At 62.1% G+C, this 14,560-nt stretch carries 19 protein-coding genes; 10 read left to right on the forward strand and 9 right to left on the reverse strand.

Features of this window, described 5'->3' with window-relative positions:
* Window positions 1-121: 121 nt before the first annotated feature.
* Window positions 122-1,273, reverse strand: coding sequence for a multicopper oxidase domain-containing protein (locus RR_RS10090; protein WP_004956964.1), 1,152 nt, complete (start codon window positions 1,271-1,273; stop codon window positions 122-124).
* 211 nt (window positions 1,274-1,484) lie between these two features.
* Between RR_RS10090 and RR_RS10095 the strand changes: the two genes are divergently transcribed.
* The 3 genes from RR_RS10095 (at window position 1,485) to RR_RS10105 (ending at window position 2,614) form a co-directional block, all read left to right on the forward strand.
* Window positions 1,485-1,862, forward strand: a complete 378-nt coding sequence (locus RR_RS10095) for a helix-turn-helix domain-containing protein (protein ID WP_004516178.1) — start codon at window positions 1,485-1,487, stop codon at window positions 1,860-1,862.
* Between the two features lie 2 nt (window positions 1,863-1,864).
* Window positions 1,865-2,164, forward strand: a complete 300-nt coding sequence (locus tag RR_RS10100) for a DUF7521 family protein (RefSeq protein WP_004956966.1) — start codon at window positions 1,865-1,867, stop codon at window positions 2,162-2,164.
* A 153-nt stretch (window positions 2,165-2,317) separates the two neighbouring features.
* Window positions 2,318-2,614 carry a DUF7521 family protein gene (locus RR_RS10105; RefSeq protein ID WP_011223590.1) on the forward strand — a complete coding sequence of 99 codons (297 nt, stop codon included), beginning with the start codon at window positions 2,318-2,320 and terminating at the stop codon, window positions 2,612-2,614.
* 1 nt (window position 2,615) lies between these two features.
* Here the strand turns inward: RR_RS10105 and RR_RS10110 are convergent, their stop codons facing one another.
* Window positions 2,616-3,929, reverse strand: a complete 1,314-nt coding sequence (locus RR_RS10110; RefSeq protein WP_011223591.1) for a hypothetical protein — start codon at window positions 3,927-3,929, stop codon at window positions 2,616-2,618.
* Window positions 3,930-4,018: 89 nt separating this feature from the next.
* Here RR_RS10110 and RR_RS10115 point away from each other — a divergent pair, with 89 nt between their 5' ends.
* Complete coding sequence (locus RR_RS10115) at window positions 4,019-4,303, forward strand: DUF2249 domain-containing protein (protein ID WP_049919043.1); 285 nt, start codon at window positions 4,019-4,021, stop codon at window positions 4,301-4,303.
* Window positions 4,300-4,572, forward strand: a complete 273-nt coding sequence (locus RR_RS10120) for a glutamyl-tRNA reductase (protein ID WP_004956974.1) — start codon at window positions 4,300-4,302, stop codon at window positions 4,570-4,572. Before RR_RS10115 ends, RR_RS10120 begins: the two co-directional genes overlap by 4 nt.
* Window positions 4,573-4,651: 79 nt before the next feature.
* On the opposite strand, the gene RR_RS10125 is transcribed toward RR_RS10120, so the two are convergent.
* Both RR_RS10125 and RR_RS10130 read right to left on the reverse strand, forming a co-directional pair.
* Entirely contained in the window at window positions 4,652-4,969 is a 318-nt protein-coding gene (locus RR_RS10125) for a cupin domain-containing protein (protein WP_011223592.1), read from the reverse strand.
* Window positions 4,966-5,199, reverse strand: coding sequence for a DUF2249 domain-containing protein (locus RR_RS10130; RefSeq protein ID WP_004956978.1), 234 nt, complete (start codon window positions 5,197-5,199; stop codon window positions 4,966-4,968). The genes RR_RS10125 and RR_RS10130 overlap by 4 nt, the downstream gene beginning before the upstream one ends.
* Before the next feature lie 89 nt (window positions 5,200-5,288).
* Here RR_RS10130 and RR_RS10135 point away from each other — a divergent pair, with 89 nt between their 5' ends.
* Window positions 5,289-5,825, forward strand: coding sequence for a hypothetical protein (locus RR_RS10135; protein WP_011223593.1), 537 nt, complete (start codon window positions 5,289-5,291; stop codon window positions 5,823-5,825).
* Between the two features lie 311 nt (window positions 5,826-6,136).
* Window positions 6,137-6,469: a hypothetical protein gene (locus RR_RS10140; RefSeq protein ID WP_011223594.1), complete on the forward strand. Its 333-nt coding sequence runs from the start codon at window positions 6,137-6,139 to the stop codon at window positions 6,467-6,469.
* Between the two features lie 65 nt (window positions 6,470-6,534).
* Here the strand turns inward: RR_RS10140 and RR_RS10145 are convergent, their stop codons facing one another.
* Window positions 6,535-6,900: a hypothetical protein gene (locus RR_RS10145; protein ID WP_004956984.1), complete on the reverse strand. Its 366-nt coding sequence runs from the start codon at window positions 6,898-6,900 to the stop codon at window positions 6,535-6,537.
* A gap of 329 nt (window positions 6,901-7,229) precedes the next feature.
* Between RR_RS10145 and purL the strand changes: the two genes are divergently transcribed.
* Complete coding sequence (gene purL, locus RR_RS10150) at window positions 7,230-9,392, forward strand: phosphoribosylformylglycinamidine synthase subunit PurL (protein WP_011223595.1); 2,163 nt, start codon at window positions 7,230-7,232, stop codon at window positions 9,390-9,392.
* Between the two features lie 85 nt (window positions 9,393-9,477).
* Here the strand turns inward: purL and RR_RS10155 are convergent, their stop codons facing one another.
* The 3 genes from RR_RS10155 to RR_RS10165 form a co-directional block, all read right to left on the reverse strand.
* Entirely contained in the window at window positions 9,478-10,695 is a 1,218-nt protein-coding gene (locus tag RR_RS10155; protein WP_011223596.1) for a sensor histidine kinase, read from the reverse strand.
* A 3-nt stretch (window positions 10,696-10,698) separates the two neighbouring features.
* On the reverse strand, window positions 10,699-11,910 hold the full coding sequence (locus tag RR_RS10160) for an FIST signal transduction protein (protein WP_004956991.1): 1,212 nt from the start codon (window positions 11,908-11,910) through the stop codon (window positions 10,699-10,701).
* A gap of 93 nt (window positions 11,911-12,003) precedes the next feature.
* A complete protein-coding gene (locus RR_RS10165) occupies window positions 12,004-12,246 on the reverse strand; it encodes a DUF7550 family protein (protein ID WP_004956993.1) in 243 nt (80 codons plus the stop codon).
* A 65-nt stretch (window positions 12,247-12,311) separates the two neighbouring features.
* On the opposite strand from RR_RS10165, the gene hisF reads away from it, so the two are divergent.
* Both hisF and RR_RS10175 read left to right on the forward strand, forming a co-directional pair.
* A complete protein-coding gene (gene hisF / locus RR_RS10170) occupies window positions 12,312-13,127 on the forward strand; it encodes an imidazole glycerol phosphate synthase subunit HisF (RefSeq protein WP_007187768.1) in 816 nt (271 codons plus the stop codon).
* A gap of 292 nt (window positions 13,128-13,419) precedes the next feature.
* Complete coding sequence (locus RR_RS10175) at window positions 13,420-14,268, forward strand: hypothetical protein (RefSeq protein WP_049919026.1); 849 nt, start codon at window positions 13,420-13,422, stop codon at window positions 14,266-14,268.
* A 2-nt stretch (window positions 14,269-14,270) separates the two neighbouring features.
* On the opposite strand, the gene RR_RS10180 is transcribed toward RR_RS10175, so the two are convergent.
* The gene (locus RR_RS10180; protein WP_004957000.1) at window positions 14,271-14,555 is read right to left on the reverse strand and encodes a DNA-directed RNA polymerase subunit L; all 285 of its coding nucleotides are present in this window, start codon (window positions 14,553-14,555) and stop codon (window positions 14,271-14,273) included.
* Between the last annotated feature and the right edge of the window lie 5 nt (window positions 14,556-14,560).

Here is a 14,560-nt window from a genome sequence, read left to right on the forward strand (position 1 = left end):
CCGGAACACAAACGCTCACTCAGCCACACTACACCGGACCAGTGTGACCTAGTTCCACCTGTGGGGCTGGGATGTCTGATAAAAGCCGCTTCGACGCGAATCGACACGCGGGGTCGCCGTCTTACGCTTCGTAGCCGGCGTAGTCCATCAGCTGTTTGAAGATGTCGGTGTCCATCGCCTCCTTGTAGACGACACCAGTGATCATCCCACCGGGGTACGCGGTCCCGTTCATCGCGTGACTGACCTTGTGACAGTGTGCGAGGTAGATGCCGGGATCAGCGTCGGCTTCGAACTCAATCGTGTGCCGACCGGCGGGCGGGATGCTGGTGATATCCTGGTCGTGGCGGGCGGCTTCCGGAATCTTCCCGCCGTCCTTGTGGGTCACCTGGAAGCGGTGGTTGTGGATGTGCATCGGGTGGTCCATGTACCCGTTGTTGCACATGTGGATGCGCACCGTATCGCCCTGCTCGACGATGATCGGCGAGCCATCTTCCGGGTGGAGCGTCCGGGGTGCCGACTTGCCGTTGACCGTGAACGTGTCAGGGCGGCGGTTGCGAACGTCGTAGTTGGCGTCCATGCCGGCCATCTGCTGGTTCAGCCGGGAGTCCCACTCCTTCAGCGTCATGAAGTACTCCTTGTCGGCCGGCTCGTACCCCTTCGGGTCGACGCGGAAGATACCGTACATCCCCATGTCAATATGTCGATGGGTCTGGTAGTGGCAGTGGTAGAGATGGGTGCCCGTCACGTTCGCGGGGATCGTGTAGGTGTGTTTCTCGCCGGGGTCGATGCGGATGCCCGTGGTCGTCGGGACGCCGTCGTCTTCCCACTGCTTCTGGACGGCGTGGAAGTGGACCGTATGTGGGCGCATGCCGTCCGTGTTGTCGAACGTGACCTCCATGTCCTCGCCCTCCGTCGTCCGGAGAATCGGACCGGGGACGCTCGGTTCGCCGTCGTCGGCCTTGAACGCCCACACCTTTGGCAGTTCGACCGGGCCGCCCATCGATTTGCCGGGATGGGCCTCGTGTTTGGCGGGAACGGAGGACAGCGTCACTTCGCCACCCTGCTCGTCAACGTTGACGATCTCCGGGGGAGACGTGGTCGGGAGGTCCCCCTCGGACTGTGCTGGGGTCGTACTGGCGTCGACTGACTCTTCGGTTGGAACCTCACCCGGCGCGGTACAGCCCGCAAGCGCCACCGTGCCACCGAGGCCAGAGGCTTTCACGAAGTCACGACGGGAGATGCCCGATCCGGGTGCGCCGATCTGGTCTTCCATAAGCAACTGGGGCTAAGACACCACAGTATAAACCCCCAAAGCCAGTTCTCAGGCCGGCAGAACCGTTCTCAGTTACTGGGAACCGGGGCACGGTTACAGATAAGTCCCCCATATATTGCGTGCTGTGTGGCGGAAACGTCGGCTGTATCGGGCGGTAAGCGCTCCGAAGTCGGTTACATTAAACGTCTTGGGCGGGCAGTTTCGGGCAAGGATGGTCCGGGACCCCTTCGCTGACGAGGAGACGCCGGAGTTACAGGCGGTCCTCGACGCACTCGACGATGAGGACTGTCGCGCCATTGTCAGCGTACTGGAGGAACCGTTGACGGCGAGCGAGATATCCGACCGGAGCGGCGTACCGCTATCGACGACCTACCGAAAGCTCGAATTACTGACGGAATCCTCGTTGCTGTACGAGGGCGTTGAGGTCCGGTCGGACGGCCAACACGCCAGCCGATACGCGATTGATTTCGAGGAGGTCGTCATCAGTCTCGACGAGGAACTGTCGCTCACCGTCGACATCTCACACCGCGCTCGGACGCCGGACCAACGACTCGAAAACCTCTGGTCTGAGGTGCGAAAGGAGACATAACCATGGTACACATCCCAAGTTCACAGGTCGGCATCGTCGTCTCGAAGACACTGATCCTCATTCTTGGCGGACTGATAACGTACTACTCGTATCAGGCGTACAGCCGGACGAAAAGCCCCCAGCACAAGTGGCTCACATACGGGTTCGGGGTGGTGACCCTCGGTGCGTTTGCCGGCGGCGTTCTCGATATCGTTGTCGGCAGGTTTCTCGGGCAGGAACTGCTTCCCGTGAGCGTCTTCACGTCGAGTTCGCTGACGGCCATCGGCCTGGGCATCATCCTGTACTCGCTGTACGTTCGGTAGCGAGTCCGTAGCGCACCTGCGCGGCAGTCTTTTGATCTCTTACGTCTCGATTTTTTCGAGCGGGCAACGTCCGTGCCGCGTCGTGACAGTGGTATTCTCACCGACTGGAAACGCTACGGACGGTATATTTAGCAGGACGTGTCAATCAGAGTCATGCTTGGAGCGAACGCAGTGTTGTTAATCGGGATGAAAACAGTCACGCTGTTCTGTGGCGTGATACTGACAACGTTGACTTACCGCGCGTACCGCCGTACTCAGGCACCGGCGATGCGAGCGCTCTGTCTCGGAATCGGGTTCGTCACACTGGGCGCAATACTCGGCGGCAGCCTGCACCAGCTTGTCGGGCTGCCGGTGGCACAGAGCGTCACTGTTGAGGAACTGTTTACCGCTGCTGGGTTCTTTATTCTGACCTACTCGCTGTATACGGACCAGCCGACCACGCCAACTTGAGTCACGAGTCCTCGGCAGGCGTGTGTTCACGACCGGTCAGCAGTGTTGGCAGCGATTGTGGGCTATGCGCAACGAGGACAGCGACGAGGTTGCCCGCGAACAGCAGCGTCCCGAAAAACGCGAAAATCCCGGCGACCAGCGCCGTGCCGTCCGGTGTCGCAAACCACTGATTGCTCGCGAGGAGGGCGTACGCAATAGTCACTGCAACACCATCTACCGCCGCGATGCGGTGGTCGTACAGGTCATCGACCATCGGAACGTCCTCGAAGCCGAGGCGGTCGCTGTACCGGTGGACCCAGATGATGAACGGGACGACGTGATACAGCGTCCCGAAGACGACAAAGCCGATGCCGCCGACGAGTAGCGCTGTCGACGGCTGACCGAGCAGCCCGGTGTACGCGAGCGGGTCGTTCCACCACGCGACCACCGTCAGCCCTGCCCAGAGAAACAGCGACAGCGCCGCGACGCTATAGCGGGTCAGCATCGGCGACCACTCGACACGCGCACCGACGAGCTGTCGCGCCAGAAGCACCGCCACCGCGCCGAGACCAGCAGCGACGAGAACCGCGCCGAGCCGGGCCAGAACGGGAGAGCCGACCAGGCGACCACCGGCCAACGCAAGAACGCCGAGCGGATAGACGGCCGTTTCAGCCCGCTGGACCGCCGCGTCGATTCTGCCGGTGTCTGCCTGCGTGAACATCGGAGCGAGCTGTGCCAGTGCGCCCGCGACAGTCGTCAGGACCGCGCCGAACACGGCGAGTGTTCCATGGGCAAGCAAGAGGCCCTGTCGGCCGATTCCCAGCAGCGGGAGGACGCCGACGGCGTGGTCCATTGCCAGCACGAACCCGGCGGCCGTCACGAGGGCGAAAAATACCAGCGCCCAGCCGAAATGAATCGCCGTGACATCGGGCGCTGCAGCGAGTAGCGTCCGACCGATGTTGTAACAGAGAGTCCAGACCCCGACCAGCGCGAACGCTCCGGCGACCGGTAAGATGGCGGGGGTGGCTGTCAGGAACGCAGCCGCCAGCCCCGCGAACCCGACCGCAGCGAGCGGTAACTGCACAGCAGCAAGGCGGCGGGAATGGAGTTCGATTCCGCACCAGACCGGGACAAACTGTGTCAGCGCACCCATAATCGTGAGACAGACCCACCCCGCAAGCAGGAGGTGGACCTGCGCGAGGTGGCCGGCCCGCCCCTCGACGACGCCAACGGAGACACCAGCGACCAGAAACGCCAGTGCGACGACGAAATGACGCAGCGGGACCGTCATTGGCGGTGCGGCGTCTGCGTCCACGTCAGCAGGTATTCCGCTCATTGTTGTCTACTACGACCCTGTCCTTGCTGGCAATGTGGCCGAATATGTTCGGGAAAACAGTCGGCCCGGTCACAGCCAAACGGGAACACATGACGGCGAACCACCAGCCAACAGCGCAAACCGCAGCCCTGATTTCGGAAACGGATGCGCCCGATGACGCGCCAATGGAACGGCTTGATGTGCAGTCGCTCGGGCCACCGAAGCCACTCAAGCAGACACTAGAGCGGCTTGCGGAGTTGAACGATGACACCATCCTCGTCCAGTTCAACGACCGCGCCCCGCAGCATCTCTACCCGAAACTCAAGGACAGAGGCTACGACTTCGAAAGTGTTGAGACCGACGACGCGACAGTGACAATCATCTGGCGCAGATGAGTCGGAACACAGAGCCACCTGTCGACGTCGACGAAGCGATCGCTCGGATCGACAGCCGAGGAGCGAAGATTCAGCGGGAGCAACTCGAACGGACGCTGTCACAGCTACAGACTGATGGCGAACTAACGGCTGACCAGCGGCTCGTCGTTGAGGAACTGAGCGAACGACTCGTCGAGCGACTGCTCGCTGTCCCTCGAGCGAGTCTACGGGACGCGGCGAGGAGTTCGGACGACGAACGGATCGAAACAGCGCTCTCACTGTTCGAGTGATACTGGGCTGTACGCCCGTGAATAAGATTGGTCCCCCGGGGGCGCACATAGCTGTACGAAGGTACAGCCGGTAGTGAGCCTATTCCGACGACGCTGCGAGCACTAGCAGTGCCTCGCTGTCCGCCGTTGCAGCGGGAGAGATGTCCTGGTCACCGTCAAACCGAACGATGTCTCCGGGCGAGAGTGACAGCGTCTCGTCGCCAAGCGTCAGGTCCACGGCGCCCGAACGGAGGAGGAACACGATATCCCGATCGGGATGCGTGTGAGGCGGAATCGACTCGCCTGCATCGAGCGTCAACTGGATGGTTTTTGGCTCCCCGTCGAACAGTCTGGTCCGACCGTCCGAATCGCCGTCGAGTGTCGCTCGCTCCGTTTCTGCGGCGGTCGATTCGCTCATTGCTTTGGGAGGTCGGCGATATACTTCTGTGGGCCGTCCTGCTCGCACTGGTAGTTCGCCGCGTCGAACGCCTCGACTTCGGCTTGCAACTCGTAGAACAGCGGCTTTGGCTCGTGGTCGTTGATAATCCGAAGCGTCTCCCCGGCGGACAGCGCCTCAAACGAGTCGTGTATCTTGGCGTGTCGTTCCGCCGGCGGCGTTTCCCGCAGGTCGAGTGTGGTTGCTGGCATCACCTGCGTGTTTACTGGGAGCCGTGGAGGGGGTTCCCCCGAACACGTTCGGGAGTAAGGCCTGATGTCTACCGCGTGTTCTGCTCAATATGAGCCTTCTCTCCGGCCTCCGTGGCGGCTCAGATGTCGGGTTCGATAGCTACGGGACGTTCGTTCCCGAACGTAACCCGGACCCCGGTCCGTTCCTGTCTGAGACCGCAGTACTGACCGGCGACGACCACGCCACTTTCCACCGCCTCACGATGGATTTGTTCGACGAGCGCGGCGTGTACGACATGACCTTCGGGTACAACCTCGCACGGCTAAACCTCGACCACCGGCACCCAGACGCGGGCTTCCGCTACGGCCGTGAAACGGACGACAGCAGTGTACTCAGAGCGGAGTTCACGCCGACGACCGAGTTCTGCCCCCAGAGCGACACGCTGACTGTCGGCGCGTTCCGCGCCTGGAACGGGCTGTCGGACCGCCACGAGTACGACCGTGTCCGCGTCCGCGTGAGTCCGAACCATCACCAGAGCGCGAGCATCAACGACAAACTCCAGCAACTCGAAACGCGGTACCGGCAAACCGGCGAACTCCGGACGGACGGTGGAGATGAAGCGTCCGACGACAGCGTGCCGTTCTGACAGCGGACAGTCATCGCAGTAGCGCTTTCCGTGTACTCACATCGAGACAATCTCTGGGTAGATGGTCGGCCCGGGACTCACACTGCCGCAATACTGTGGGAGTAAACTGCCTGTCTTGACGGCTGAAGACATGGAAACCATTATACGGTTTGCTGGGCGACATGTCGTATACTGAGTCAACTGGGTGGGACATCGGTGGCTTAGTGGGACAGTGGAGGCCTCCTCCACGACAAAAGCAACAAACTATCAGAAAACGATGAGACCGGGTTACTTCCAGCGTGGTGTCGCGGCGGGCCGGAGGCAGAGCTGAGATGAGTAGCGGTATCTTCCGAGATGCGGACGGGACCTACAACAAGCGGCTTCTTGGACTGGTTCTTCTCCTTCTACTCGCCGTCATCGGTGCTGGCGTCGGGACCCTTGGTCTCACCGACAGCAGCGACTCGGCCCCCGACCAGCCCACCACCGAGATGACGCCTAGCCCGACAGAATCGACACCAACAGAGACACCGGACGGAACTGACTCCACACCGACCGAAAGCGGCGGCAGTGGCTCGCCACCGCCGAGTTCGCTCCTCACCGAAACCCCGACATCGGCTCCTACCCAGTCGGCCGGGAACACTACCAGCAACATGACGGCTGAATAGTCTGGCAACGACTGAGACTTCTTGCTTGCGCCTCCGCTCCGAAGGACCACGCCCGTGAGGGCCTTTCAGGAGAACAGGAGCGTGAGATTGAACCCGGTCACGGCGAGCCCCAGCACCGTCAGGAGAGCCGGCGGCCCGTAGTAGAGCAGCGGGTCCTCCTCAAGCACGCCGCCCCAGATGCTCAGGCCGAGACAGCAGTAGATAACGAGGAGTTTGAGTCCGAGGAAGCCGCCGCCGCCGAACGACTGGATCGCCCACCGAATCGCTGGATTCGCCTCGGTGAACGTCGGGACGAAGTAGACGATGGCGATAGTGGTGACCACGTCGCCGACGCCGTAGGTCGCCAGCGCCACCGCCCACACACTGGAGAAGGACCGGCTGGAGAAGGAACTCCCCTCCAGTGTCAGCCAGTCACCATCGCCAGCACCCATACTGCATTCGGGTATGGCTAGCGGCCATATATACTGCGAGGGCCAGTTATCTGATTTGAAAAGGAGAGAGATATGGGCTCTCCAGAGATTTTGAGGTAATTGTACGCGGGATAGCTATTCTAAAGACCAATATTGTCCCTCCTGAAAGTCCATAGCCGATGCCGGTGCCCACTCGTATTCAGCTGTGAGTCTCAGCTATGGGCGGTGTGTCGGGTTGTTGAACAGGCGCTCGCCTCGACAGGTGCGAGTTGTGTGCTGCCGGACGTTCGCGTCCTGCCAGCGCGGGTGCATGGAAAGGGACTTATCTTGTGGGCGGCCACGAGGAGGTAATGAGCCTGTCCGACGCGGACCACGAACTCGTGGTCGAGGAGATCGGTCGGGAGCCGACACGGGCGGAGGCCGCTCTCTTCGAGAACCTCTGGAGCGAACACTGCGCGTATCGCTCCTCTCGCCCCCTGCTGTCGGCGTTCGACTCCGAAGGCGATCAGGTCGTCATCGGCCCCGGCGACGACGCAGCCGTCGTCTCCCTGCCGTCCCACGGCGACGGCGAGGAGATGTACATCACGATGGGCGTCGAGTCCCACAACCACCCGTCCTACGTCGACCCGTTCGACGGGGCAGCGACCGGCGTGGGCGGTATCGTCCGCGACACACTGTCGATGGGGGCCTACCCCATCGCGCTGGCCGACTGTCTGTACTTCGGCGACTTTGACCGGGAGCACTCCCGCTATCTCTTCGAGGGCGTCGTCGAGGGTATCTCCCACTACGGGAACTGCATCGGCGTTCCAACTGTCACCGGGAGCGTCGCCTTCCACGACGACTACGAGGGGAACCCGCTCGTGAACGTATCCTGTATCGGCCTGCTGGAGCCCGAGCGGACCATCACTGCCGAAGCCCAGGAGCCGGGCAACAAGCTCGTTCTCGTCGGCAACGCGACGGGGCGAGACGGGCTCGGCGGGGCGTCCTTCGCCAGCGAGGACCTCGCGGAGGACGCTGAAACGGAGGACCGACCGGCCGTGCAGGTCGGCGACCCGTACTCGGAGAAGCTACTCGTCGAGTGCAACGAGGCGCTGCTGGACGAGGAACTCGTCGAGTCGGCCCGCGACCTTGGGGCCGCTGGCCTCGGCGGCGCGTCGTCCGAACTGATCGCCAAGGGCGGCCTCGGTGCACGTATCGAACTCGACCGCGTCCACGAGCGCGAGCCCAACATGAACGCCATGGAGTACCTGCTCGCCGAGAGTCAGGAACGGATGGTGTACGAGGTCGCGCCCGAGGACGTCGACCGCGTGGCCGAACTCGCCGAGCGGTTCGACCTCGGCTGTTCGGTCATCGGCGAACTCACCGAGCCGGGCACAAACTACGTCTGCACGTTCGAGGGCGAGACAGTCGTCGACGTGGACGCGGCGTTCCTCGGGGACGGTGCGCCGATGAACGACCTGCCGAGCGACGCGCCACCGAAACAGGAACGGGACCTGCCGACCGTGTCGCTGGACGAGGCGTTCGAGCGCATCGTCAGCAGCCCGAACTGCGCCTCGAAACGGTGGGTGTACCGCCAGTACGACCACGAGGTGCAGGTCCGAACGAGTGTCCTGCCCGGCGACGACGCCGCACTGCTCGCCATCCGTGAGGCCGGGACCGGACTGGCGTTCTCTGCCGGCGCGGACCCCAACTGGACCGACGCCGCGCCGTACGAAGGCGCACGCGCCGTCGCGCTGGAAAACGCCACGAACGTCGCCGCGAAGGGCGCGACACCCCATGCGGCTGTGGACTGTCTGAACGGCGGCAACCCCGAGAAGCCTGACGTGTACGGCGGCTTCAAAGGCATTGTCGACGGCCTGGCGGACATGTGCAGCGACCTTGACGTGCCGGTGGTCGGGGGGAACGTCTCCTTGTACAACGATTCCCAGGACGGACCGATTCCCCCCACACCGACGCTCGCGCTGGTCGGCGTCAAGGAGGGCTACGATGCCCCGCCGCTGTCGCTGTCCGGCGAGGGAAGGCTCGTCGTCGTCGGGGACACCGCACTGGAGGGCAAAACCGACCCGCGTCTGGGCGGGTCCGAGTACACCGCGCAGTTCGGCGGCACCGACCGCTTCCCCGCCCTCCCGGTGGACTCAACGGACGTTGTCGAGACGATTGCCGAGGTCGCCGACGCCGACCACGTGCTGGCAAGCCACGACGTGAGCCACGGCGGCCTCGCGGTAACGCTGGCCGAGATGGTCCACGAGGACGCCGGTGCGTCGGTCGAAATCGGGACCACCGAGCACGGCACTCCGGCTCGACTCCTGTTCAACGAGCGGCCCGGCCGGGTCGTGTTCGAGACGACTGACCCGGCGGCGGTCCGGGAGGCCTTCGACGGCGTCGCCCCAGTGACGGAACTGGGCGAGGCGAACGACTCGAACGGACTCGATATTACGGTCAACGACGAGACGCTGGCGTACAACGTTGCGGACATCGCTGACCTGCGGTCGGTCATCGACGACGAACTATAGTAACAATTGGAACGATTTACACACCGATCGCAGTGCCGTCCTGCGATTGGGTGTGTAATGACTTGCAATGGCTACTATAGCCTGATTACCAGCGGATATCGAACCGCGCACCGCCCATTTCGCTCTCAGAGACTGCGACCGACCAGCCGTGCGCTTCAGCGATGCTCTGAACGATTGACAGGCCGAACCCTGTCCCATCCGAGTTCGTTGAGTAGCCGTGTTCGAACACCAGCTCACGGTCGTCTGGTGGAATGCCAGGGCCGTCGTCCGCGATAGAGAACCCGTTCTGCTCGTGTGCCTCGGGCGCGGAAACGACAACGGTGCATTCCGCGCCGGCGTGCTCGATGGCGTTCCGGTAGAGATTCTCGAATAGCTGCTGGAGGCGCTCTGAGTCCGCCTCGATGACCGCTTCAGTTTCGACCGTGAGCGTTCCGTCCTCAGTTTCGACCTGTTGCCATGCGTCGGCTGCGACGGTTTCGATGGGGACGCTTGCGGTTTCTCCGACGACGCGCCCCTGCCGAGCGAGCGTCAGGGTGTCATCGAGGATCCGCGTCATCCGCTCATGTGCCGCAGCGACCTCCTGTAGCCCCTCCTGAACAGCCGCATCCTCGGTGTCATTGAGCAGGAGGTGGGTGCGGCCGGATGCGACGTTCAACGGGTTCCGAAGGTCGTGGCTGACGATACTGACAAACTCGTCGAGGCGCTCGTTCTGGTGTTTCAGCTGTTGTTCGCGGCGCTTTCGTTCAGTGATATCGGTGTATATCCCGTACCCTTCCAGCTGACTGCTGTCATGCGTGACAATAGTGCTCCGGAACAGGTAGGTCCGGACCTCCCCTGATGCAGTCATCCGTCTGACCTCTTGCTCTGACTGGCCGGTCTGTTCCCACCAGTCTGCCCTGATAACCTCGGCGTCGGCTCCGGGCGGCGCGAGGAGTGCCCGAAGCTCCGTTCCGACTGCATCCGTCCGGTCGTAGCCGAACGAGTCCGCGAACGCTTCGTTGATCGACTTGACGTACGGTTCTCGTTGTTTAAACTCGACGACAACAGCCGGGTTAGGGATATTCCCAAGGAGCGCGTCAAACCGTTCTTGTGCCGCCAGTTGTACGCGGAGCTCACTCGCGACGAGCGCGATATATCCCTCGTTGTTGTGCTGGATTATATCACAGATATCCTGTGCATCCGTGCCGTCTATCTCCGTTTCGCCACCAATACCGAGGTCAGCCATTGCGTCGTCAACGATAGCCGACGCCTTTTCGATACCAACCGTTTCTGCGAACTTTGAAACGAGCCCGGTTCGATTCATCTGTTACTCCGGCAGTGCAAAGAGCACTGTTGTCGTGTTGTGAAAGCCGCTGAGTTGCCCAGCTTGCATGCACAGCTCCCCGTACGTCTCGAATCCAGCGACTGGGGCCGACAGGGTCGATGTGATCCCATCGACAGCCGATGAAAACGCGTCGTCGAAAAGAATCTGACGGCACGCACAGTCGTAGACGAACGCGCCAGCGATATTCCCGTCACACAGCGAAACAGCGTCTGCAGCAGCCTGCTCAGCGGACGCGATCTGGTCCGCTCTGTTGCCATGCATTATACGGAGGACAGTCCCCTCCGGAATATCAACGGCGAACTGCAGTGCGCCAGTCTCTTCAATCGCAGTCCGGGGCCAGCGTATCTTGTAGGTCTCGCCCTGGTCGATACCGAACAGGTATGCGACCATGAGCTTCCTGAGCTCCGCTGAACCGACTGGGACATCATCGACCGCTATTCCTGTTCTCTCCGCAACGTGGTCTCGAACAGCGTCTTTCCACACTTCGAACGCTGGTTCACCGTTGAGTTCGTGAACCACATTTCCGGAGACATCGGTTACCTCCCACGGCTCTGAGATGGGGGTGTGCCCGTGGTTGACGGTAATGACCGGACGCTTTTTCCCGGAGATGAGCACGAGAACGACTGCGTCCTCAACAACCGACGCATCGCAAAACACTGGCGTCGATTCCATTCGGAGACCGTCAGACGCCGCCCCACCTGCAAATTCGACATAGGGGCCAAGCCGTCGCTGGACCGACAGCGACAACTGTTCACCGACGCCCGCGAGCCCGTCGTGGAGGACAAGCGCTGACTGGTATGGTTCCTCGATGTTTTCCGGGAGCGACCGGACGGCGTCTCTGACAGCCCCGCGGGTGTTCTCGCTGAGACCGGTGGCCAGGGCCGTATCGAACCGGAACGAGTCACTGGTAACGAGTGTGACTGCCACGCCGGCGTCCATCGCTCGCTCTTCGGTGAACGTACCGCCGGCCGTACAGCCGACAACGGCTGTCTCATCGTCGACAAGGGCAGTTACGCCCGCCAGAACGGCTTCAGCATCGAACCCAGTGCTGGAAAACACCTGACAAAAGTCCACCCGATCGGCATCCAGTCGGTCACGAGCAGTGCTGGTCGCCTCTCGGCCAGCGCGCCGACCAGTGGTCGCCACTGACGTTCCTGTTGCGACCACCGTACTCGCGTCCGACTGGGACGGCATAGTACAACAGTTGTTGGCGTGGAAACCTATATACTCTCCCCAGAAGTATCAGATCTGATATTCATGCTGGCCGCCGTGGTCATGCCAATTCGATCAGGCAAGCGCCAGCGCGATGCCGAAGGTAAGCACCAGTCCGACCAGCAGTACGCCGAGCCCCGTGCCGACTTGAGACATCGTGAACGAGCTCTGTGGGGCCGTCGACCGAAGCGGCGGTTCTCGCGCGGGCAGTTCGACGTGTTCGGGGTCGTAATCCGGCCGGTCCTCCTCGTGGTGGTCGTCTGCCATGGTCGGTGCTTCTGGGGCGCCATACGTGTAGCTGTCGGATTCCCACTGCATATCGGCCAGACACTTGCACCAGTCGAAACGGTCAAACGGCGTTGCGTCGAACTCACAGGTATCGAATGACGCTTACGAAACGGATCATCCCCTGTATCGACGTGGACGTGGACGAGAACGGGGACGCGGCGGTGTACACAGGAGTCAACTTCGAGGATCTGGAGTACACCGGCGACCCGGTGGAGATGGCAAAGGCCTACAACGAGTCCGGCGCCGACGAGTTCGTCTTTCTGGACATCACTGCCTCCGCTGAGGGACGCGAAACGATGCTTGATACTGTCTCGGCCGTGGCCGACGAGGTGTTCATCCCGCTGACCGTCGGCGGCGGTATCCGTACCCGTGCCGACATCAAGGAGACGCTCCGGGCTGGCGCAGATAAGGTGTCGATCAACTCCGGCGCTATCGCCGAACCCGACCTCATCAATGAGGGCGCGGCGGCCTTCGGGAGCCAGTGTATCGTCATCTCCGTCGACGCCCGCCGTCGCTTCGATTCGGAAGGTGAGCACTACACCGAGGTCGACGGCGAGTCCTGCTGGTTCGAATGCACGGTCAAGGGCGGCCGCGAAGGGACCGGACTGGATGTCATCGAATGGGCCACCGAGGCCGAAGAGCGCGGCGCGGGCGAACTGTTCGTCAACTCCATCGACGCCGACGGGACCAAGGATGGCTACGACATCCCGCTGATGAAAGCCGTCTGTGACACCGTTTCGACGCCCGTCATCGCCTCCTCAGGCTGTGGTAGTCCGGAAGACATGGAGGAAGTGTTCGTCGACGCAGGCGCGGACGCCGGCCTCGCCGCCTCTATCTTCCACTTCGGCGAGTACTCTATCGCCGAGACCAAGGAGTATCTCGACAGCAAGGGGATTCCGGTCCGACTGTAACGCCGTCTCCGGCTTGGGGTCGCAATAGTAAACACACGTACCTGTCTCTCTGTATGCCGCAGTTTTCCCGACGCCTCAGATAGCATCGGTTTTCTCCGCGCCTCAAGGTTCCATGTCAGTTCTCACTGTTTGCGGGCATATCTTTTTTAGCTACTGGCAGGACCTGTCCACAGGGTGGATTGTATCTGTCGAGCCAACTGACCGACCGACTGCGGGGGACCGTCCCCAGAAAACCGCGACACTGTGGCCTGGCATCGGGCAGGTTTTATTCGCCCACCACGGAGAATCAACAATGAAATGGCGGTGTGAATGGTGTGGCAAACCCCACGAGGAGAACGACCCGCCGTGTGATAACTGCGGCCACGGTTCTTTTGAGGAGGCCGTGACGCAGGTCAACGAAGAGGTCGTCGAGGGTGGGCCCAGATGGGTCTGTCTGGACTGCGGTCGCCAGCATCAGAAGAACTCTCCGCCGTGCAAACGCTGTGGCGGGAGTAACTTCGAGCGACGAGTGGGGCCACCGGAAGACGACCCGCTCGATGACATACAGACCGGCTGGCTGGACGTACTCGAGACGAAGTATGTGATCGGCTACGCCGCCGTAGCAGTGTTGCTCGGACTCATCGTACTCGCCGCTGTGGGCGGCATCACGCTGCCGGGCTTTGCCGCTGAAACTCCCGCTGGTCCGCCGCCGATTGCGTCCCCTGCTGGAAGCGGCGACACGGTCAACTCGTTCTCGATTGCCGATGTCGAGGACACATACCTTGACGTGTACAACGTCCGGCGGTCGGGCGTCGGCGGCGGGACCGTTTCGCGGAACGCGACCATCGACGACGCTGCAGCCTACTACAACAAGGGCCGTGTCGATGCGAGATACGACAACGCAGAGCGGCCCACGCGGGAGGGTGTGTCCCGATTCGACCTCCCCTGTGAGCGCCCAGTCGTGGTCAGCTATGAGGTGGCCTACGACCGAACACCCCAGTCGCTCGACCAGTTCCAGAATGAGACGGCGCTGGCGACCGCACTCGTCGACAGCTACCTCGAGCGGGGCAACAGAATCCAGCGAGCGGACACCGGACTGGTTGGCCTCGACATCCACGTTGGTCCGGACGAACGCGTGTTCGTCACGTACGTACTCTGTTAGAATTACGCGGCGGCTTCGAACGCGTCCGTGAAGTTGTCTGCTTTTTCGATGACGGCGTCGGTTCCGTCTTCGAGGGCCTCCAGCGCGTCGACGCCCTCCTCGGTCTTGATGGTCAGGACCGGGTCCGTCTGGCCACCGGACTGTTCCGGGTTCACGTCGTAGGTCGCCGCCGTGACGCCCTCTGTCTCCAGTAGCGCTCCCTTGATCACGTTCATGAACGTGTGGTCCTCACCGGCGATTTCGATAGAGAGTTCCGTGTCGGATTTGTCGATAACGCGAAGGTCCATACCCA

It is taken from the genome of Haloarcula marismortui ATCC 43049 (genome assembly GCF_000011085.1).
GTDB classification, from domain to species: Archaea; Halobacteriota; Halobacteria; order Halobacteriales; family Haloarculaceae; genus Haloarcula; species Haloarcula marismortui.